The sequence below is a fragment of the Acidobacteriota bacterium genome (assembly GCA_003225175.1).
GTDB lineage: Bacteria > Acidobacteriota > Terriglobia > Terriglobales > Acidobacteriaceae > Gp1-AA112.
Genome location: QIBA01000039.1, coordinates 19934 through 42404 on the forward strand (window position 1 = coordinate 19934; position 22471 = coordinate 42404).

The 22471-nt window shown below is 55.9% G+C and carries 14 protein-coding genes; 11 read left to right on the forward strand and 3 right to left on the reverse strand.

Features of this window, described 5'->3' with window-relative positions:
• Positions 1–92: 92 nt before the first annotated feature.
• Together DMG62_08910 and DMG62_08915 are read right to left on the reverse strand one after the other, a co-directional pair.
• Positions 93–1259 carry a hypothetical protein gene (locus DMG62_08910; GenBank protein PYY23329.1) on the reverse strand — a complete coding sequence of 389 codons (1167 nt, stop codon included), beginning with the start codon at positions 1257–1259 and terminating at the stop codon, positions 93–95.
• A gap of 115 nt (positions 1260–1374) precedes the next feature.
• Positions 1375–2625, reverse strand: a complete 1251-nt coding sequence (locus tag DMG62_08915; protein PYY23211.1) for a beta-ketoacyl synthase — start codon at positions 2623–2625, stop codon at positions 1375–1377.
• A gap of 62 nt (positions 2626–2687) precedes the next feature.
• Between DMG62_08915 and DMG62_08920 the strand changes: the two genes are divergently transcribed.
• Positions 2688–4004, forward strand: coding sequence for a coproporphyrinogen III oxidase (locus DMG62_08920; protein ID PYY23212.1), 1317 nt, complete (start codon positions 2688–2690; stop codon positions 4002–4004).
• An 86-nt stretch (positions 4005–4090) separates the two neighbouring features.
• On the forward strand, positions 4091–5173 hold the full coding sequence (locus DMG62_08925) for a low specificity L-threonine aldolase (protein PYY23213.1): 1083 nt from the start codon (positions 4091–4093) through the stop codon (positions 5171–5173).
• An 80-nt stretch (positions 5174–5253) separates the two neighbouring features.
• On the opposite strand, the gene DMG62_08930 is transcribed toward DMG62_08925, so the two are convergent.
• Positions 5254–6150, reverse strand: coding sequence for an AraC family transcriptional regulator (locus DMG62_08930; GenBank protein ID PYY23214.1), 897 nt, complete (start codon positions 6148–6150; stop codon positions 5254–5256).
• Positions 6151–6354: 204 nt separating this feature from the next.
• Between DMG62_08930 and DMG62_08935 the strand changes: the two genes are divergently transcribed.
• From DMG62_08935 to DMG62_08975, 9 genes are all read left to right on the forward strand, one after another.
• On the forward strand, positions 6355–9957 hold the full coding sequence (locus DMG62_08935; GenBank protein ID PYY23215.1) for a TonB-dependent receptor: 3603 nt from the start codon (positions 6355–6357) through the stop codon (positions 9955–9957).
• Between the two features lie 215 nt (positions 9958–10172).
• Positions 10173–11225: a PTS fructose-like transporter subunit EIIC gene (locus DMG62_08940; GenBank protein ID PYY23216.1), complete on the forward strand. Its 1053-nt coding sequence runs from the start codon at positions 10173–10175 to the stop codon at positions 11223–11225.
• Positions 11222–11521, forward strand: a complete 300-nt coding sequence (locus tag DMG62_08945; GenBank protein PYY23217.1) for a PTS fructose transporter subunit IIB — start codon at positions 11222–11224, stop codon at positions 11519–11521. Before DMG62_08940 ends, DMG62_08945 begins: the two co-directional genes overlap by 4 nt.
• 4 nt (positions 11522–11525) lie before the next feature.
• Positions 11526–13004, forward strand: a complete 1479-nt coding sequence (locus DMG62_08950) for a hypothetical protein (GenBank protein ID PYY23218.1) — start codon at positions 11526–11528, stop codon at positions 13002–13004.
• 272 nt (positions 13005–13276) lie between these two features.
• Positions 13277–13942, forward strand: a complete 666-nt coding sequence (locus DMG62_08955) for a hypothetical protein (GenBank protein ID PYY23330.1) — start codon at positions 13277–13279, stop codon at positions 13940–13942.
• A 103-nt stretch (positions 13943–14045) separates the two neighbouring features.
• Positions 14046–17630: an alpha-mannosidase gene (locus DMG62_08960; GenBank protein PYY23219.1), complete on the forward strand. Its 3585-nt coding sequence runs from the start codon at positions 14046–14048 to the stop codon at positions 17628–17630.
• A gap of 306 nt (positions 17631–17936) precedes the next feature.
• A complete protein-coding gene (locus DMG62_08965; GenBank protein ID PYY23331.1) occupies positions 17937–19142 on the forward strand; it encodes an MFS transporter in 1206 nt (401 codons plus the stop codon).
• 58 nt (positions 19143–19200) lie between these two features.
• Positions 19201–20844: a hypothetical protein gene (locus DMG62_08970; GenBank protein PYY23220.1), complete on the forward strand. Its 1644-nt coding sequence runs from the start codon at positions 19201–19203 to the stop codon at positions 20842–20844.
• 136 nt (positions 20845–20980) lie between these two features.
• Positions 20981–22459 carry a phosphotransferase gene (locus tag DMG62_08975; GenBank protein PYY23332.1) on the forward strand — a complete coding sequence of 493 codons (1479 nt, stop codon included), beginning with the start codon at positions 20981–20983 and terminating at the stop codon, positions 22457–22459.
• Positions 22460–22471 lie beyond the last annotated feature (12 nt).

Here is a 22471-nt window from a genome sequence, read left to right on the forward strand (position 1 = left end):
TGAGCTTTCTGCCAAACTTTGAGCTGCTTGAAATCGGTCACGTATGCCTCCAAGACAAAGCTCCGAAGCTTAGCAGCTTAGAAGCCCAGCAGTTAGATCAGCACGATCTCCTCCTGTTCTCGCCCTGTCACCTCTGCCTTACCTGGACGCGTGAGCACATTGACCTCGCTCCGCACGCCGAATTCGGATAGGTAAATTCCTGGTTCAATGGAGAAACAGGTGTTTGGCAAGATTTCGCGCTCATCCTTAGTTTCAAAATTATCGATGTTGGCGCCGTTGCCGTGAATTGCGTTGCTGATGTTGTGCCCCGTGCGGTGCACGAACTTGTCGCCATAACCCTTGCTGTGGATGAATTCGCGCACTGCCTTGTCGACCTCCCAGCCGGCGATCTTACGGCCATCGGCGAAAGCCTTCTTCACCGTTTCGCAACCCAGCTTGCGTGCATCGCGGACAATCTCGAACACTTCACGCTGCCGATCTCCAGGATTTTCGCCAATGAACCCCGTCCAAGTGATGTCGTAATAACAAGCTCCCGGAGCTCTAGTCTTGGCCCAGATATCAAGCAATACGAAATCGCCCATTTTCAGCCGCTGTGACTTGTCTGGCCGTGGCTCAAAATGCGGATCTCCACTATGCGCGTTCGCCGCAACAATAGGCGAGTCTTCCGTCACTAGGTTCTCACGACGAAAAGCCTCGAGGATCCACTGCACCATCTCGTACTCATGTGTGCCACCATTGCGGACGCGCTCGCCGATTGTCTTGAACGCTCCGGCCGTGATGCGATCGATGGCATCACGCGCGATGAAATGACTAGCAATCTGCTCGTCGCTGAGCACCGCTTCAAACTGGCTCACCAGATCGCCCGAGCTGACAACATTCACTCCAAAGCTACGCACGAGTTCTATTGTGCCGGCGTCTACCAACCCGACGTATGGAATTGCATTTTGCGGCGAATATTGCATGGCAAGGTTGCGATAAGGAGTAACGATCTCCTGCAGATTTCGTTGCAGTTCCTGCCACGAGGAATAGCTCCTCTTGTTTCCGGGCAGATCGTCGAGATGCCCTGCCTCGATCCGATGCACGAGCTTTTGCGGCTCCCCTTCCGTGGGAATGAGGTAAAACCATCGCCGCGTGACCATCAGATCGGGCCGTAAGCCCAGCACGCGATAGGCAATAGGATCACGATGATGATGGTCATAGAAGAGCCAAGCGCTCAGCTTGCGCTCTTTGAGTCCAGACTGAATGGCGTCGAGATTCATAGGAGCCATTCTAAATCGGCTCCAGGCTGTACCGACGGCGGTAGTAGCCGCCACGGCACTGATACTTGGATCCCTCTACGTTCCCAGCACACTAGGGGTATCGCTGCGGCCACCATTACGCGATTCTTCTTAGCACCAGGGCGGAGTTCTTCGAGCCAAACGCGATGCAGTTGCAGACCGCATGCTCAATCTCAACTTTTCGGCCAGGCTGCGGCACGTAATCCAGATCGCACTCGGGATCTGGATTGTCAAGGTTAATGGTCGGCGGAATCTCCCCATGATGCATCGCAATCACCGTCGCCGCTACTCCTGCGGCTCCGCATGCCCCTTGCGGGTGCCCGATTTGGGATTTCAATGCTGACATGGGAGTAGAGTACGCGCGCGCGCCTAAAGCAAGCTTAAGGGCGCGCGTCTCAATGCGATCATTCAGCTGCGTAGATGTACCGTGAAGATTTACGTAGTCGACGTTATCAGCAGAGACGCCAGCTTGCTCCATCGCAAGCTGAATCGCGCGCGCCGGCTCCTCACCGCATTCTGCCAACCGGACGCGATGAAAGGCTTCGCAGGTAGAACCATATCCCACGATCTCCGCATAGATGCGCGCTCCACGTGCCCGCGCGTGCTCATACTCCTCGAGCACAAACATCCACGAGCCTTCGCCCACCACAAAGCCATTGCGATCTTGCGAAAATGGACGCGAACCGCGTTGAGGATCATGGTTCCAGGATTGCGTCATGATCTTCATCAGGCAGAATCCCTTCATAATGCCTGGCGCGAGTGGTGTATCGACGCCACCAGCCAGCATCGCAGGCAAAGACCCGAACTGAATCTGACGCAGAGCGTAACCCAGCGCATCGGTGGAGGAAGTACAGCCGGTAGTAAACACATGACTGAATCCACGAAACCCAAACCGCATGCTCACTTCGCTGGAGAGCGTCCCCATCGTTCCGCTGGGAATGCTGAACAAGCTCGCCTGCTTGACTGTGCCCTGAAAGTAATGACGGTATTGCTCCTCACTGAACTCCTGTGCTCCACCTCCGCTGCCGAGCATCACGCCAACATCGCGCTTCTGCTCGAGTGACATCGACGCCCAATCGATGCCTGCATCCCGAAGAGCCTCAGTGGAAGCAGCAACCGCCAACGGCACGGCGCGCGAAACGTGCTTGCGCTCGCGTGCCTCGATCCAGGAAAGCTCATCAAAATCGGTGATCTCGCCCGCAATCTGCACCGGAAGATCGCTGACATCGAACCGCGTAATTTTCTTAACGCCGCTCTTGCCTGCCAGGATTGCCCGACAGAACTCTTCTTTGCCAATTCCGTTCGGACTGACAACGCCAATGCCCGTGATGACTGCCCGCTTAACCATGAATGGCCCTCAGCCCTTCGATTCTATGCGCTTAATGTGGCTAAGTCCGGGATAGGGACAAAATGGAGGGAGCGAACGGGTCATTGGGCAAAGTAAAAGTCGGCAAGCCTGGGTTTCACTTCGGCCGATCACCAGGATGGCCCGATCACCCGATTCTCGGTTCGTTCAATCACGCAACCACCAGCGGTTCTCCCTATAATCGAACTACAGTGCTTGGCATCTACGTCTCCGTTCCCTTTTGCCGGTCGAAGTGCAGCTTCTGCAACTTCGCGTCTGGGGTGTTTTCACGGGACAAGATGCATGCATATGTCGCGAGACTCCGAGAGGAGATTGCGAGCGCTGAAGCACTCGCAATGGCTTTCGGCGCCAAATTTGAACGCTCAATCGATTCGATTTATCTCGGCGGCGGCACCCCAACGACATTGGCTCCAGATCAACTCCTCAGCATTTTCCACGCTATTCGTGACCAATTCGACGTGCGGCCCGAAGCTGAGATTACCGTTGAGTGCGCACCGGGCACTCTGCGCCCAGAGATACTCGATGCTCTGCTCGAAGGTGGCACGAATCGAATCAGTTTGGGAACGCAGTCATTTATCAACGAAGAGATCAAATCCGTCGGGAGACTTCACACTGCGGAGCAAACGCTGACTGATATCGGTACCCTTCGGGCGGCTGGGATTAGCAATATCAATGTGGACTTGATCGCCGGCCTGCCGCATCAGACCGCCGACACTTGGCACATCTCTCTCAATCAACTCGCACAATCGGGCGTTCCGCACGCTAGCGTCTACATTCTTGAGGTCGATGAAGATTCGCGCCTCGGACGCGAGCTGATGGCCGGAGGCGAGCGTTATCATGCGCATCATGTTCCCGATTCGGATCTGGTCGCCGACCTGTATCTTGAAGCAATCGATTTTTTGGATGGCGTTGGAGTCCCTCAGTATGAGATCTCGAATTTCGCAGGACCTGGCTCCGAGTCTCGTCACAATTTGAAGTACTGGACGCGCCAGCCGTATCTCGGCTTTGGACTCGACGCGCATTCGATGCTGTATGCGAGCAACACGTCCACGAAGCTCGAATGCATCCGTCTTGCGAATACAGATGACTTGGCCGCTTTTTCGGCAGGTTCGTCCAAACCGGAACCGACACTAGTCGACGACCAACAGGCGAGTGAAGAAATAATGTTTCTTGGTTTGCGCCTGAACCGCGGAATCGACGTTGAGGGCGAGCCGGTTGTGCAGCATTTCAAACAGCAGATTGGGGAACTCTGCAATGCCGGACTGCTTGAGCAATGCGGAACCTTCCTTCGACTCACGCCCCAAGGCCGATTATTGTCGAACGAGGTGTTCGAACGCTTTATCGCGGTACCCGCTGGGTAAGTCACATTCTGTCGCACTGCTCAAGATGAGCCCGACTAACTCAGCCGCTACCGCCACCGATGATTAGGACGAGGCCAAGGAATTAAATGACTAAGTCATCCTCGCAGTTACTCGAAGCACAAGACCCTACAACGAGGTCTGTAATCGATCTTCGCAGCGATACCGTTACTCGCCCCACGACCGCCATGCGTAAGGCCATGGCCGAGGCGGAAGTAGGCGATGACGTCTACGGCGAAGATCCGACGGTCAATCGTTTGGAAGCTGCCGCAGCGCGCATCTTCCAACGGGAAGCCGCGCTCTTCGTGCCCACGGGCACCATGGGCAATCAGATCGCCATCAAGGTGCACACTCGCCCTGGCCAGGAGATCATCTGCGAGGAGCGCGCTCACATAATCGATTGGGAGATGGGTATGCCGGCGCTCTTTTCCGGATGCATCCTGCGCACCCTCCGGGCCGAAGATGGCATCTCCACGTGGAGTGAGATTAAAAGGAAGATCCCCTCTTACAGCTACGCCCGCGCGCAGACCGGACTCATCGAACTCGAAAACACGCACAACATGGCGGGAGGCACCGTATCCCCGGTGGAGATCATGGAAGAAGTTTGTGATGCCGCTCACGAACGTGGCATTCCGGTCCATCTGGACGGTGCTCGCGTATTCAATGCAGCGGTCGCATTAAAGCTGCCCGTTGCAGAAGTTACGCACAAGTTCGACTCTGTGATGTTTTGTCTCTCAAAAGGCCTCGGAGCGCCGGTTGGTTCTATGCTGGTCGGCAGTCGAAGCTTCGTCGACCAGGCACGCTCGGTCCGCAAAGCACTCGGCGGAGGGATGCGGCAGGCAGGCGTCCTCGCCGCAGCTGGGCTTATTGCAGTCGAAGAGATGCCGAGGCGTCTACAGGTAGATCACGATAATGCAAAATTTCTCGCAAATCGTCTCGCCGCGATTCCGAAGCTCAGAATTACGCCTGAGAAGGTAAAAACTAATATCGTCATTTTCGACGTGAGTGAGACCGGGATGACCTCTGAGGAGATGCTCCGCCGGTTGCGCGAGAAGAACGTGATCGCCAGCGCGGTAAGCGATTCGATCGTGCGCCTAGTCACTCATATGGACGTCAGCCGGACGGATTGCGAACAGGCTTTGGAGATCATCGGCAAAGTGTGCGCCGCCTGAATATTCAAAGTGCGTCAAGAAATTGTTACGCCGGGTCAACTCCAATTATTTGACTGTTTAGCTGCTTAGCCGCCCCCACGCTAACGCGCCACGCCGGTATCCACAGCCCGGTACTGGGTCGGCGTCTCGTTGTTCATCTTCTTGAAGATGCGGCAAAAGTACGCGATGTCGTTGTATCCGCAATTGGCGGCTACTTCCTTGAGGGTGAGACTGTAGTTACGCAGCATGAACTTGGCGCGATTCATCCGTATGGAATTCAAATAATCATTGAATCGGATCTGGCCCTCGCGACGAAAGAGTCGGGAAATGTGATTCGGCGCGAGTCCGAAGTGCTCAGCGACGCTCTCGCGCGTCAGAGCTGTCTGGAAATTCTCCTGCATATAAAGACAGATGGACTCATGAGTGCGGATTGCCTTCCGCGGACGTTCCAAAGAAGGCACGCGAAACAATCTCAGGCAGGAATGCAGCAAAGCCTCGATCAGTAATCGACCAAGAGGCCCCTGGCTACGATCCGACGCGAAGGCTGTGAGCGCCGCAAGGATGTTGTGCGTCATTGCGTCATAAGCGCCATGAATGTGAGTCTTGATGGCATTGATTGGCATTTCCGAACGCCCCTTGTGCTGCGCGAGACTGATGCCAAAATGCTTGGCACCGAACAGGAATGTCAGCACTTCGATCGGCCCCGACCATTCAGGTTTGTCCCAGGCATTTTCGGGCACGAACAGAGCTTGCCCACGCGTGGGCCGAATCGTGGTCGGCACAGCGTTTTGCGCCAGCTCAACCACGTGCGATCCCGCTAAAGGAAGGTAGAGTCGCGGAAAATGCGTCACGTACGCCAGAATTTGGGGAGGGGCGCTGTCTTCGGCAAAATAAACGCGGCGTACATGATCGCGTCGAAGGAACTGCTCCAGCTTCGCCGTGATAATTCTCGTTGCGAGAGTTTGGGGCGCAATCTCGACTGCCGAGGAGGCACGCACGGAATGTTACGTTAGTCCAATAAATGTGTCTTGTCTACTATTTTTCCGTTGCCCCGTTCTAGTAGATACTTCCCGACCGCAGCGGATTTACAACAAGCGTCGTTCGAGGCCAATCCGCGCGCAAACGATCAACATCCATGACATCCCAGATTGGGAACTTTGTTCCCGAACGTCGCAGACTGCAAAACTTTAGAGAGGGTGAACATGTCTCCATGCATCCGCCGTGCCGCCTACTTGGTTTTCTGCATTGGGCTCTTGATTCTGCTGAGCTTGCCGCTCGCATTCGCGCAATCTGACCTGGGCCGGATTTCAGGTTTTATTAAAGACCCGTCCGGGGCGACAATTCCGAACGCCAAGGTCACCGTCCGCAACAACAGCGGCGTAGAGCGCCAAGCCACAACCAACGAGTCCGGCTATTACATAATCACCAATGTTCCACCAGGCTTCTATACAGTCACAGCAGAGGCACCAGGCTTCCAGCGCTACCAATCCACGGACAACAAGCTCGACCCAAGTTCAAACCTCGTGGTGGACGCGACGCTGGTTGTCGGGTCAGTGACGCAGACGGTAGAGGTGTCGGCGACCGCCGTCCAGTTGCAGACAGAATCGGCGGCAGTCCAAAAACTCGTCACCAGGCAGCAAATTGACGCGCTCGAGATCAACGGTCGCAACCCAATCTTCATGGCCAATCTGGTACCCGGGACGCGTGGCGGTACGCTGGCGAACCTCAGCTTTAACTTCACGCAGGGACCGTCGAACATCAACGGTGCGCGAACGCCCGAGAGTCTGATTACGTATGACGGTGCTCCCGCGGTGCGCACACGCTCCAACGGAAACAGCATCGGCGCGGCAGATGTTGATTCCACGCAAGAAATTCAAATCCTCACGGCAGATTATGCGGCTGAGTACGGACGGTCATCGGGTGGGCAGATCCGCATAATTTCCAAGAGTGGAACCAACCAGTTCCACGGCGCAGCCTATGAATATGTTCGCAACACGATCTTCAACGCGAATACATGGCAGCGGAACACCACGCCCGCGACCGCGTTCATCACCGCTCCCATCCATTACAACCAGTTCGGATACAACATCGGAGGCCCGGTCTACATTCCGAATCACTTCAACGCCAATAAAGACAAGCTGTTCTTCTATTGGGGCCAGGAGTGGGTAAGGTATGTCTTCACGGATACTAGTGCCCTTACTGTCCCAACGCTTGCCATGCGCACGGGAGACTTCAGCGAACTTTTAGACCCGAACAATATTTTTGTCACGCGCAAGGATTCAACTGGCAAAAAGATTCCGGTGTACATAGCAGATCCACAGTCAGCTTCATCTTCGTCGTGCGGCAAGGAAATTCCCGCCGGATCCGGAATTATCAGTACGGCTGGATGCTTTCCGGGAAATATCATTCCGGCAAACCAAGTCAGTCATAATGGCCTGGGCATTCTGAATGCGTATCCCAAGGCAAATTTAAGTACTCCTATCAATGGCAACCAAAACTGGTTTTTCTCCGCCAAGCATCCGCAGAACCAGCGCAAAGACACGATCGCCGTTGATTACAATCTGACCAACAACCAGCAACTCCGTTTCCGCCGTGTGTACTTCACCTTCTTCGAATACCAGCCACTTGACGGCGGCACCAACGAAGCGCCGAAGTTCTTCGATCGGCCGAATCAGACAAACTCAATCAATTATGTCTGGAATATCAGTCCAACGAAGGTCAACGAACTCCTGATCAGTGGCAGCAAGGACAACGTCCACATCCCGATCGATGCTCCCAATTTCCTGGATCGCACTAAAGGAGCCGCACAGGGAGCTGGTCTGTTCGGAACAAACTATAACTACATATTTAACGACGGGAAACTAGTCCCCACGCGAATCCCAAGCGTAAACATGTCGAGCTTCTCTACGCTGAATGGGGGCCCGTATCCATCCCATTCCTCCGGACCGATCATCGACGCCAGCGACAGTCTGACATGGGTCATGGGAAACCATACTTGGAAGTTCGGCGGCCTGTTCGAGTATCAGGGCGAAAACGATAACGATGAGATCAATGTTTCTGCCTGCTCAACCTGCACCAATAACCAGAATGGCCAATTCCAGTTCCTCGATAGCCGAGCTGGAGGAACCGGAGTCGCATCGGCGAACGCTGCTCTAGGGTTGTTCGACAGATATTCAGAGATCGGTCATCGCGCCTTCACTGTCTTTCGCGCGATTATGTATGAAATGTTTGCGCAGGATTCATGGAAAGTCAGACAGAATCTGACCCTGAATGCCGGCCTTCGCTCCACCATCATCGAACCCTATCACACGCTTTGGGGGAATCAGGCCGTCTTCGATCCCGCATTCTATGATCCGAATCTGGCAGTGAATGTGGATCCAACAACCGGACTTATCACCGGGTCACCGACTATCCAACAGCTCTACAATGGGATGGTGATTCCCGGAAGCCGTTTTCCCGATTCGGCAAAGGCGCACGTTCCTGAAGCCAACACAACCCTGTACAACGGATTATTCCGCGGCGTACCCGATCATTATTCGAACATTCAGTGGAACAATATTCAGCCACGGCTGGGCATAGCCTATCAACCTGGCAACAAGACCGTATTTCGTGCCGGTGGCGGACGTTTTTACACACGTCTAGGGGTGAGTGACTCTATTTTCCTGGGCGGCAATCCACCGTTCCAGCCAAGCGCCAGTCTCACCAACGGCAATGTGGATAGCCTTGGTCCCAATTCTGCGGGCCAAATACCCTTGGTTGTGACGACTCAGGCCAGGAACTTGAGAAACCCAGAGGCATGGAACTGGAACTTCTCGGTCGAGCGCGAGTTGCCTTGGAGGACGACAGCCAGCGTGGGATATGTCGGACGTCGTGGTATCCATCTCCAGCGTGAGGCGGATATCAATCAAATCACCACGGCTACTGCTGCTGCCAACCCATGCCTGATAGCAAAGCCACCATGCAGTATCGACGCTTTCAGACCGTACAAGGGCTTCGGCACGATTCGCCAGACAGATGATATTGCAAGTTCGAGGTACAACTCGCTCCAGGTGAGCGTAAATCGACGCGGCGGGAATGGCCTGCAATATGGCGTTTCTTATACCTTGGCGAAGAGCGTCGACAATGGGTCGAATCAACGTGATGTCGTCCCGGATACCTATGACACCAGCTTCCTCTGGGGACCGTCAGAATTCGATGCTCGTCACATTCTGGTTTTCAACTATCTCTATCCGACTCCCTTCTTCCGTGAGGAAAGAGGCTTCGCCGGAAAGGTGCTCGGTGGCTGGCAGATCAGCGGAATTGGGCAGTTCCAGACCGGCTTGCCTTGCAGCGTTGCCTCGACCGACGACTTCGCTCATGTGGGGCAGGACGCAAACTTCAGTTGTGGAGTAAACGGTCAATACTGGGTAGTGAATGGACATCCCAAGGTAATCGGTACTTTTGGTCCAAACGGTCAGTGGTTCACTACCACGAATCCGGATGGAACGCCAATATTCACCAAGCCGGCGCCATTCACCTTCAACACGCAACGGGTTCGTAACCTTATCTACCAGCCTGGGTTCTGGAACTGGAATATGGGTCTATTCAAAGCGATTCCCGTAACGGAACGGGTGAAACTTCAGTTCCGCGCCGAAGCATTCAACGTCTTCAATCATCCGAACTGGTGCAACGGCAGTGGCTGCAATGGTACAAACAACATCGGCCTGAATCCGACCGCCTCGACCTTCGGCAAGGTATTAACCAAAGGCGGTAACTCCGGCCAGGGCGAGCGCAACCTCCAGCTCTCGCTTCGCGCCCAATTCTGAGGCGATAACAGGTAGCACGCGCCTGTGTCCCAATTGGGGAAAGCATGGCTTTCTCAGGGAACACAGGCTCGTGCCTGCAGCGGGACAAAACGGCGACGAGGGGCAAGGAGTTTACGCGATTGTCGGCGAAAGTCGGGCCAGCACAGTGGCGACTTCATTGTCGGGCGTTCCGGCGACGCAGCTACAATACGCCGGTACGAAATCCAGCTCTTTAGATGATGGAGCGCATGGTTGAACTGCTCAAACAACTACGGCAACACTTACTGACAGGCGTTTCGTTTGCCATTCCGTTCATTGCCTGCGGAGGCATCCTGATTGCGTTCGCGATCGCGCTCGCGATGACCCCCAGCGGCCCCGATTTTTCCCACTCTCCAAGACTCAAGCTGATCCTCGACATTGGAACCACAGCATTCACACTCATGTTGCCGGTTCTGGCCGGCTACATCGCGTACTCCATAGCCGGGAAGCCGGGGCTGGTTCCGGGTTTCATTGGTGGCTACTTGTCGGGCCAAATCAACGCCGGCTTCTTGGGAGCGATCCTCGTGGGCCTGATCGCCGGATATGTCGTGCAGTTCCTGAAGAAGCTGCCTGTTCCGAAGTACCTCCGGCCGGTGATGCCAATCCTGATCATCCCCATCCTTTCAGGAGCATTCATTGGTGTATTGATGCTGAAAGTTCTTGGTATTCCGATCGCTCATCTGATGAGCGCAGCAAACAGCGCTCTAAGAACGATGAGCGCTGGGAACGCGGTGATTCTGGCAATGCTGCTAGGCGCCATGATTGCGTTCGATATGGGTGGTCCGGTCAACAAAACCGCCTTTTTCTTCGGCGCCGCCATGATCCGTGAAGGCGATTACCGCATTATGGGTGCCTGCGCCGCTGCCATCTGCACACCGCCACTAGGCTTAGGTCTGGCGACGCTAATTCGTAAGAGGCTCTGGAGTCAGGAGGAGAAGGACGCAGGTCTAGCCGGATTGGCGATGGGCATGATCGGTATCACCGAAGGCGCGATCCCCTTCGCCGCTGCCGATCCAGTTCGCGTAATCCCCTGTATCGTCCTCGGATCGATGGTGGCATCAGTGATTGCCATGCTCGGCGGAGTTGGCGATCCCGCACCCCATGGAGGTCCGATCGTTCTGATCGGCGTCCAACAAAAACTCATGTATGTGATCGCGATTGTCGCCGGAACCGTGGTCACAGCTCTCGCGATCAGTGCCGTTAAGACTTTCGCGCAAAAGCGAAACAAAGCTATGGAAAGGGCCGCATGAAGATCGTTGCTGTAACCGCATGCCCCACCGGAATTGCTCACACCTACATGGCTGCGGAACAGTTGGAGAAGACCGCCAAGGCATTAGGACACCAGATCAAAGTGGAAACCCAGGGAGCCATGGGAATCGAAAATGAGCTAAAGGAAAGCGAGATACGCCAGGCCGAAGTTGCCATATTTGCGGTCGATATCGAGATCGAAAAGCGCGAGCGCTTCGAACATCTGCGGGTCGTTCAAGTTCCAGTTCAGGAAGCCATTAAGAATCCCGTTTCGGTATTCAAGAGAATCCAGGGCTAGCGGTATGTCGCAGGTTTGCAATCCGGTGGAGTTCAAGTTCATTTGCCCGTTGCCAAACGGACTCCATGCCCGGCCTGCGAGCCAACTTGCTGAGTTTGCCAGCGATTTCGCCTGCGACCTTTCCCTGATAAATCTTCGCACAGGTGCTGCGGCGAATCTGAAAAGCACGCTCGCAATTATCTCGGCTGACATCCGGAGTGGCGACGAATGCTCCATCCGCGTTGCTGGGACTGACGAGACTTCCGCCGGCGCTGCCCTGCTCGGCTATATCACTCGCGATTTGCCGAAGAGCGACGAGCCTCTGGTGGAATCCGGCTCTGAGCGCAGGACTGGCCCTCTGCCTCGGGCGCTGCTGGCATCCGGTATTCGATGCTACTTTGGTGCTGGGGTAAGTCCCGGAATAGGAATGGGGACGCCTGTAATCGTTGGCGGAATAACGCTGCCCGCAGGCCTCGATTCCGAAGTTGCGGAAGATGCTAAACGAGAAGAGAGGCGCGTCGAACGCGCGATGGCAACGGTTCGTGAGCGGATCAAGGCCATGCTCGCGCGCTCAGTTTCACCTGCCGAGGCGGGCGTACTTAAAGCGCATCTCGCGATCCTCGAAGACATCTCGCTCTCCGACAAGATTGGCGAGCTGCTCGCGCAAAGCCGCTCAGCCGGGCAGGCGCTCGCAGAGAGCGCGCAGTTCTTCATGTCGATCCTGCAGAAATCCGAAAGCAGCTATATACGCGATCGTGCGGTCGATATCCAGGAGATATGCCTGCGCCTTCTGGAAGAAATCTATGGCCCCAAGTTCACGGCCGCATCAGTTGAGCTGAAGCAGCCAAGCATTATCGTCGCCGAAACCATGGCCCCACAACAGCTGCTGGGAATGGATCGCCAGTGGCTTCGCGGCCTCGTGTTGGAATACGCCGGTAGAACTTCGCATGCGGTAATCCTGGCGCGCTCGCTGGGAATTCCAACCGTAGTCGGCGTAAAGGATGCGCCGGTGTTGTTGTCGGGTGAGCGCGAGCTTGTAGTCGATGCCAATCGTGGGCTCGTTCTCCCAAATGGCACCGCCGCCGTTCGGCGTTTTTATGATGGCGAGCAGCAAGCGATCGAGAAACGCAACGCGGCGCTAACCCGCAACAAATTTCGGCCCGCCGTCACACTCGACGGACTGCGAATGGAAGTCGCCGCGAATGTGTCATCCGCCGAGGAGGTCGCTGCTGCGTGCGCTCAAGGCGCCGAGGGCATCGGACTATTCCGAACCGAGATGCTGTTTATCGGTCATGATCGCGCTCCTTCCGAGGACGAGCAATTTGAGATCTACAAACGGGCTGCTCAACTTGCCGACCAGCGCCCGGTCATTATCCCACGCAATTGCGGGCTATTCTGCGTGCTTCCGCTTTTGGGAAACTCCAGACTATGGCCCCAATGGTCTCCACCATCGAGGAGGTGCAGTGGCTCAAGGACCAGCTTGCACAATCGCAGAATGAATTGACGAATCAAGGAATTTCGTTTGATGCGGCGATGCCGGTCGGGATCATGATTGAAGTACCCTCAGTGGCGTTTATTCTCGATCAACTTTGCGCTGAGGTTGACTTCTTCAGCATTGGCACCAACGATCTGAATCAGTATTTCCTGGCTGTTGATCGCGATAACGCGAAAGTGGCGGCGCTGTCCAGCGTCCGTCATCCCAGTTTCCTCCGCTTTCTCAAGCACATCGTCGATGGCGTTCATGCCAATGGCAAATGGATCGGCATGTGCGGAGAAATGGCCGGCGATGTTCGCAATCTTGCCATCCTGGTGGGACTCGGTCTCGATGAGATCAGCGCTTCGGCATCCCAGGTTCCGGCACTCAAGGATAGGATTTCCCAGCTTTCGGCAAGAAGCTGCGAAGAGCTTCTGGCGAGAATCATGGCCTGTACACAGGCAGAGCAGGTGAACAAGCTGCTGGCGGACGACCATCGGGATACTTCTCAGTCTCTGCTGGATTCAAGTCTCGTCATCGTAGAAAGCGATAGCCGAAGCAAGGAGGAAGCGATTCGCGAGTTGATCGACTCGCTCTTCATCGCGGGGCGCACGGAAAACCCCGATCGTCTGGAGGACGTTGTGTGGGCGCGCGAAGCCGCCTACTCCACTGGGCTGGGACATGGTTTTGCCATTCCTCATTGCCGGAGCGATTTGATCAATGCGAATTCGATTGCCGTGTTGAAATTGCGGCGTCCGATTGAATGGAACTCACTCGATGGAAAACCTGTGCAGATGGTCGTATTGCTCGCCGTTCATGAGTCCGATGCAAATAACAGCCACATGAAAGTGCTCGCGAAGCTTGCGCGCAAGCTGATGAATGAAGAGTTCCGTGATCGTCTGATGAAGCTCAGCGATTCAGGACGTATTCTGTCTTACCTTTCCCGGGAACTTGAGATTCCGTTGTAACAAAGGCTATGTCACAGTAATCGGCATCCTCGTAGAGACGCAGCATGCTGTGTCTCTACCATGCAGGTAGTGCAATCAATATTTCTTAATGGAGAGCTACTGAATGCAAGCAACATCGAAGCGGTTGCTGTTGTTGTGCTTATGCATAATCGTATGGTCAATCCTGCTGGAATCGCAGACTGCGAAGAAAGCCACAGCTACCGAGAAGAAAACGCCGCTCGCGGCCACTTCTTCGGACTTGAGTAAAGAATCCACACTGTACGCCGTTGGCTACGCGCACCTGGACACGCAATGGCGGTGGGAGTATCCGCAAAGTATCCAGGAATATCTAAGTAAGACCTTGCGAAACAACTTCGCGCTATTCGATAAGTACCCGCACTATATCTTCAATTTCACCGGAGCCAACCGCTACCGGCTCATGAAGGAGTACTTCCCCACGGACTTCGAGCGATTGAAGCAATATGTAGCTGCAGGTCGTTGGTTTCCGGCAGGCTCCTCGATGGAGGAAGGCGACGTGAACTCGCCGAACGCCGAATCCATCGTCCGCCAGATACTGTACGGGAATAATTTCTTCCGCCGCGAGTTCGGCGTAGCCAGCAAGGAGTACATGCTCCCCGACTGCTTCGGATTTCCAGCTTCTCTGCCCAGCATCCTGCACCATGCAGGAATCGTTGGGTTCTCGACGCAGAAGCTTTCGTCCGACTGGCAGCCCGCGCCACACGTCGGCGGACCCAACTCGCCGGAGAAGACTCCGGATGGCATTCCTTTCAACGTCGGTGTCTGGGAAGGCACCGATGGCAGCACTGTGCTGGCCGCTCTGAATCCGCTCACGTATGGCAGTCAAGTGGTCTACGACATCAGCAAGACCCCTCCCCCTCCTCCCCCACCAGATCCGAATCTTACCGATCGCGAGAATGAGCGTCGCCGGCGCGTTGCGCGTGAAGACTGGGTGCAGCGCATCCAGATCAATGGCGACTTAACTGGGATCAAAACTGACTATCACTACGTTGGTACCGGAGACATTGGTGGCGCGCCAAATGAGTCGTCGGTGAAGTTGATGGAAGCGATTGTGACGAAATCCACAGCTACCATTCCCGGCCCACCCAAACCTGGATCATCCTGGGAGGCGGAGCAGGAACTAGCTGAGTCCAATGCGAAGCCGGTGCAGGTGGGCGATGGCCCAATTCGGGTCGTCTGGTCGACGGCCGATCAGATGTTCAACGACATCCTAAAGTGCTGCAACACTGATCGCATGCCGCGCTATAAGGGTGACCTCGAACTGATCAACCACTCCGCCGGCTCGATTACCTCAGAGGCATACCAGAAGCGCTGGATGCGCAAGAACGAATTGCTCGCCGATGCGGCTGAGAAGGCTTCGCTTGCGGCCGCGTGGCTGGGTGCACGCCCATATCCTCTCGAGCGTCTGAACAATGCATGGACCCTGGTAATGGGTGGACAATTCCACGATATCCTTCCCGGCACTGCGACTCCAAAATCCTTCGAGTACGCATGGAATGACGACATCGTCGCGATGAATCAGTTTGCCAGCGTGCTGTCGAGCGCGACCGAGGCAGTCTCCTCGGCGCTCGATACGCAAGCGCAAGGCACGCCGATCATCGTCTACAACCCTCTCAACATCGATCGCGAAGACGTCGTAGAGGCCGGCGTTCATTTCCAAAATGGAACTCCGCGCGGGGTTCGCGTAACCGGTCCGGACGGAAAGGAAGTCCCCGCTCAAGTTAGCGGCGAAAAGGACGGAGCTGCCAAGGTCATCTTTTTAGCCAAAGTTCCCTCGGTGGGATACGCCGTCTTTGACGTTCGACCCAGCGATGCAGTTCCATCGACTTCGGAACTCAAAGCGTCGGAGTCCTCGCTGGAGAACGCTCGCTACAGACTTAAGGTTGATTCGAAGGGCGACGTCTCCAGCATCCTCGATAAGAAACTGAACAACGAACTGCTCTCGTCGCCCATTCGCCTCGCAATCTCCACCGACAATCCCGAGCACTGGCCGGCGTGGAACATGGACTTTGCCGACGAGCAGCGGCCGCCGCGCTCCTACGTGAGCGGCTCGCCGAAGATCACGGTGGTTGAGAACGGCCCTGCGCGCGTGGCCCTCCAAGTCGAGCGCGAAACCGAGGGCTCGAGCTTCGTTCAGACAGTTCGTTTAGCCGCAGGCGACGGCGGCAATCGCGTCGAGTTTGCCAATCTGATCGACTGGAAAACCAAGGAAGCCAATCTCAAAGCTACTTTTCCGCTGAGCGCCCGCAACAACATGGCGACCTACAACTGGGACATCGGAACCATCCAGCGTCCCAACGAGGAAGAGCGGCAGTTCGAAGTGGCCTCACATCAGTGGATCGACCTCACTGATCAAGGGGGCGGATACGGCGCCACGGTGCTCACCGACTGCAAGAACGCCTCTGATAAACCGAATGACCAAACCCTGCGCTTAACTCTGATCAGAACCCCCGGAACCCGCGGCGGATATCATGATCAGGGCACGCAGGACATCGGTCACCACGACATTGTCTTTGGACTTGCCGGCCACTCCAACGATTGGCGAGCCGGACAGACTGACTGGCAAGCCTATCGCTTGAACGATCCACTGGTCGCATTTGAGGCGACGAAGCATTCCGGATCGCTGGGCAAGCAGTTCTCACTGGTGCATCTGAACAACCCGCGCATCCGAGTTCTCGCCCTCAAGAAGGCCGAGCAGGGGGACGAAATTGTGCTGCGTATGGTCGAAATGGATGGCAAACCGGCCGAAGACGTTCACATCACCTTCGCCTCGCCAGTATTAGCAGCAAGAGAAATCAACGGTCAGGAACAGGCTGTAGGGAGTGCAACGGTCGGAGGCGGCGAGCTGGTCACATCGTTTACGGCAAACCAGCCGCGCAGCTTCGCCCTTCGACTCGGCCCCGCGCCAAAGAAAGTATCCGCGCCGGCGTTCGCCGCAGTGAAGCTGCCCTACGATACTTCGGTCGTCAGCACGCATAATCGTCCGGCAGACGGATGCTTCGACTGTGTTTTCGATCGCCCCACGACTCCGCAAGGCAGAGCTCTCGCGGCAGAAATAGTGCCCGCAAAGATTGATTACGCCGGCTTGACGTTCACCATGGCTCCCAAAACGGAAAAACTCAATGCCGTGACGGCTCATGGCCAAGCCATCGATCTACCCGCGGGGAACTTCAGGCGACTCTACCTGCTGGCAGCCGCGGCCAATGGCGATCACAAGGCTTCCTTCAAGGTTGGTGATAAATCCACAGATCTGAACATTCAGGAATGGACCGGCTTCGTCGGCCAGTGGGACACGCGCGTCTGGAAGGCCGCTGAGGAAAATCGCTCCACTCGCCAGGGGGACGTCCCACCCGATCCGCGTCGGCCAAACGTTTATATCAACCCCTACGGTGAGATGGTCGGCATGCTGCCCGGCTATATCAAACGTGCCGACATCGGCTGGTTCGCCTCCCATCGACACAACTCAGGCGCAATGGACGACGCCTACGCCTATGCCTATCTCTTCGTTTATCCCATCGACGTCCCCGCAGGAGCGAAGACACTCACACTGCCGCACAATCCAAATATTCGAATTCTTGCTGCGACAGTGTCGAACCAGAGCGCACAAGCCTGGCCTGCACAGCCCCTCTACGATGTGATTCAGCCCAGCAAGGAGGCAGCAACGCAATGATTGAGTGCCTTTAGTTTTGCATTGCTTTGAAGGGCACGGCTCCAGCAAAAGCGGAGCCGTGCCGTTTTAAAGCCAACACTAATCCCCGACAGTGCCTCACATCACCAGATCACCAGATCACCCGATCACAATCACCCATCGCCCGATGCAACTGTCCCCTGTTCCCTGTCCCCTACGCCCCCGCTCGTCCCCCGATTTTCCTTACACTTCGCCGAAAGATGCGTCAAAGTGTAAGCTGACTAAGGGACGAGACTCTTGCCGACTGAAGTTGATGCATCCGGGCTGGCAGTTACTGCGAAGCCCTCTATCCTCACCCGCGTTTTCAAGGCATTTTCCTATAGCGACTTCCGCCTGATGTGGTTTGGAGCTTGTATCTCCAGCATCGGCACGTGGATGCAGATCGTCGCCCAGAGCTGGCTGATCTACCGCCTCAGCCATTCCGCATTTCTGCTCGCACTCGATCAATTCCTCGGGGGAATTCCGATCTTTCTTTTTTCGCTTCTGGGTGGTGTCGTTGCTGACCGTGTGGAGAGAAGAAAGATTCTGCTTGCCTCCCAATACGTGCAGCTCGCAAGTTCGGCGCTGCTTGCCATTCTGGTTGCCACCGGTGTTGTCCACATTTGGCACATCCTTTGTCTGTCGTTCGTCTCCGGGTTCGCCCAGGCATTCGGTGGTCCCGCCTACCAGGCGCTCATCCCAACGCTCGTAAACCGCGAAGACATGCCCAACGCCATCGCGCTCAATTCGATTCAATTCAACATGGCGGTCACCATCGGACCCGCGCTCGCTGGACAAGCTCTGGCGCGCATCGGAGAGACATGGTGTTTCGGCCTCAATGCGGCTTCATTCCTGGCGCCGATCATCGCTTTGCTTCTCATCTCCAGTCGCTTCCTGCCGAAGAGCTCGAATGAGTCAGTCCTTACCAGCCTCAAATTGGGCATTAAATTCGTGCGACAGCAGGAGTCCATGACGGCGCTGATCGTGCTGGCATTTTGCATGACGGCGTTGAGCATGCCTCTGCGAACCTATATTCCGGTTTACGTAAACGATATCTTCCATGCCGGCCCGAGAATCTACGGAGATCTACTGTCACTGATGGGCGTCGGTTCCATCTGCGGATCGCTCGCTATCGCCAGCCTCGGCAACGCTTCGGGTAAAGGGCGGCGTGCGCTAATTATGCTCCTCTGTCTGGGCGCTACGATCGGCGGCTTCGCCATCTCCAGGTCGCTGGCGTTCAGTTGTACCGTTTTGGTACTGTTCGGTTTTTCGCTAATGGCGGTGTTTGCCAGCGTAAGCTCCCTCGTTCAGCTGATTACGTCAGATGAAATGCGCGGGCGCGTGATGAGCGTATACAACTGTGCTTTCCGAGGAGGCATGCCCCTGGGCAACCTGGTGTCCGGATGGATGGTCCCAGTTCTCAGCGCTCCTATTGTTCTAACTGTCAACGGACTCATGCTGATCGGCGTTGCGCTTTACTTTCTGCTAGTGCATAGACGCGTAGCCGCGCTCTAACTCCAAGGTCGCTCATCAACACCAATCTTCTCACTGGCCGGAATCCCAGCGAGGCCGGATAATCTCGGCTTGGGGAGGATTCGTGACGATCATTGTTCGCGCCGTCTCTCTGAGCATAGTTCTCTTTTCCTTTGCGCTGCATGCTGCCGAATTGCCACATATAAGACAGGAGAATGGAACCGGCCAGCTCATCGTCAAAGGCCGGCCATTTCTGATTTTGGGTGGCGAACTCGGCAATTCCTCCGGTGGCACCGCCGCGCAGGCCGATGTCATCATCCCCAAGCTGGCAGCATTGCATGTGAACACGATCCTCATTCCAGTTGCATGGGAACAGATCGAGCCTGGAGAGGGTAGCTTCGACTTCAGCATACTCGACCACTGGATTGAGACCGCACGAGGACGCAATCTCCACTTGGTGCTCCTGTGGTTCGGGAGTTGGAAGAACGCCTTTTCCAATTACGCGCCCGCTTGGGTCAAGTCCAATCCAAAGCGCTTCCCGCGCGCGGAATCTGTCGATGGCAGACCGCTGGAGATTCTTTCAACGCTAGGGCTTGAGGCTCGCCGTTCTGACGGTCGGGCATTCGCCACACTGATGCATCACCTTCGTGAGAAAGATTCCGATCAGCAAACCGTCTTGATGGTGCAGGTGGAAAATGAAGTCGGTTATCTGGGACAAGGTGGTCGGGACCGTTCTGCGGAAGCCAATCGCCTCTTTCAGGGACGCGTACCGGACGCTTTGATCCGAACTCTCGCGGCCAAACGTCTCCAGCTTTCGCCGGAACTGGCCGCACACTTCAACGAGCACGGCCAAAGCTGGAGCGAGGTGTTTGGCGACACCGCGAATGAGGTCTTCATGGCCTGGAATTACGCGAACTTCATCGAAGCAGTCGCTCACGCCGGCAAGACCGAATACGCCCTTCCTATGTACGCAAACGCCCAGCTTCCCGCGCCGCAGGAGAGAGCAGGCGAATATCCCAGCGGTGGGCCACATCCTTATTATCTGGAGGTCTGGCGAGCGGCCGCGCCCAGCATCGATTTCTACTCACCCGATATCTATTGGCCCAATTTCGAATATTGGGTGCAGCGTTATCAGATTCCGGCCAATCCAGTCTTCATACCCGAGGCGCGACTCGAGAGCGGTTGGTATAACGCGTTCTATGCCTATGGGCAGGCACGCAGTTTTGGCTTTAGTCCGTTCGCCATTGATACCGTGAAGCTCCCAGAAAAAGACGACGATCCTAAACCGAAGATCATGCAGGGCTATGAATTGCTCGATAGCCTGCGCGACCTCCTGCCGGCAGCTCAGGCGGCAGGACAGACACGCGGTCTCGTGCTACACGCAACCAGCCCGCGCCAGACGCAAACAGTCCCTCTCGGAGGATACCTGTTCGAAGCCACACTCTCGCGCTCCTGGCCGGCAAGGACCATCGTTGCCGATGACGGCGCCATGCTGATCCTGCAATCGTCCCCCTCAGAGTTCTACGTTGTCGGCAGCGGTCTCACCGTGAGCATCACACGCGATCCGGATGTCGATTCGGGAATCGCCGGCATTGAAAGCGTTGAACAAGTCACCCGCACCTCGGGACAATGGATTACCGATCGACGCCTTAACGGTGATCAAACTAACCAAGGGCGTCAGTTATTGCTGGACCCACACCGACAGCATATCTATCGCCTGCGGCTGTATTCAGTCGCTCGATGAAGATTGGCTGCCCTCTAACTTCGCTACGCGAGAAATGGTTTCATAGCGGCCGCCGGTTTTGCGGCTGGCGTGGATAATGGAGAGCTTATCCTCCTGAGATTCGCGGATGACAAAACAAAGAGAACTCTATCCAACAATGTGGTTCCACTTGGGCATCGCGGTGCTTCTAATGTCTGTCACAGCATCAGCGCAACAGCCTGACCTCGTCCTGCATGGCACAGTGAAGGGCGAACAGAACAACACGTACATCGAAGTTCCTTTCGATGTTCCCGCGAATACGGCGAGGCTCACGGTTTCTTTTCACTACACAGGGAAAGAAGAGCGCACCACCTTGGACCTCGGCATTCAGGATCCGCAGCGCTTTCGTGGATGGAGTGGAGGCAACAAGAGTTCGTTCACGATCAGCGCGACTGACGCTACGCCGTCGTATCTTCCGGGAGTGGTGCTGCCGGGCACATGGAAGCTGTGGATCGGCGTACCCAACATTCGCCCGCAGAGTGTGGCCTCTTACGAGGCCAAGATCTACTTTGAGGCGGCGGGAAAAGGAGCTGTAGAAGGATTCGCAGAAGCGCCTCTTCGTTCCGGCGCCGGATGGTATCGCGGCGATCTGCACATGCATACCGCGCACAGTGATGGTTCCTGCAAAAGCCAGAATGGGAATAAGATGCCTTGTCCTGTTTTTGTAACACTTCAGGCTGCTGCTGCTCGTGGGCTCGACTTTATAGCGGTTACGGATCACAACACCGTCTCGCACTTCGATGCGCTGCGTGAGCTGCAACCGTACTTCGACCGCCTGCTGCTGATTCCCGGCCGGGAGATTACAACCTTCGAAGGGCATGCCAATGTCTACGGCACAACTGACTTCATCGATTTCCGCATCGGCTCCGGCTCTGTTCCTGATGTGAAAACTTTGCTGGAGCGGATCGGAAATCGTGGCGCGCTCTTTTCGATCAACCATCCCGGTGCGCCTACGGGAGAGGTATGCATGGGCTGCGGCTGGCGCCCGAAGGCCTGGGACATGCGTCTGGTTTCGGCAGTGGAAGCGGTGAATGGCGGGGCAGAGGAAGGCCCCTACTCCGGAGTTCCATTTTGGGAGCAACAGTTAAGTGCCGGATATCGCGCTACCGCCATTGGCGGCAGCGATAATCACAATCCCGATCTTCCTCCGGACAAGCCTGGCTCAGTGGGAAGCCCGACGACCGTCGTGTACGCCTCCGAGTTGTCGGTGCCTGGGATCCTGGCTGGGATCCATTCTGGACGGGTATTCGTCGACCTTACGGGGTCCCAGGATAGATTGCTCGACTTCACGGCCCAGGCTGGAACCACGAAAGTGGCAATGGGCGGCATTCTGCAAGTTGGTGCTGGCGATACCGTGGGTCTATCGGTTCGAGTGGCAGGAAGCGCGGGGTCGCAACTACGAATTCTGGCCGATGGTCAGCCGCAAGCCTCAATTCCGCCGGTCGCCATTACCACCTCCGACCAGACGCTTACAGCAGCGTGGCGCAGTGACGGTCAGCGCCACTGGTTACGCGCTGACGTCGTATCGCAATCTGGAAAATTAGAGTTGCTCGGCAATCCCATTTACGTTAGCTTTGGCTCAGGAACGCGCGAGTGAGATTATTTGGCC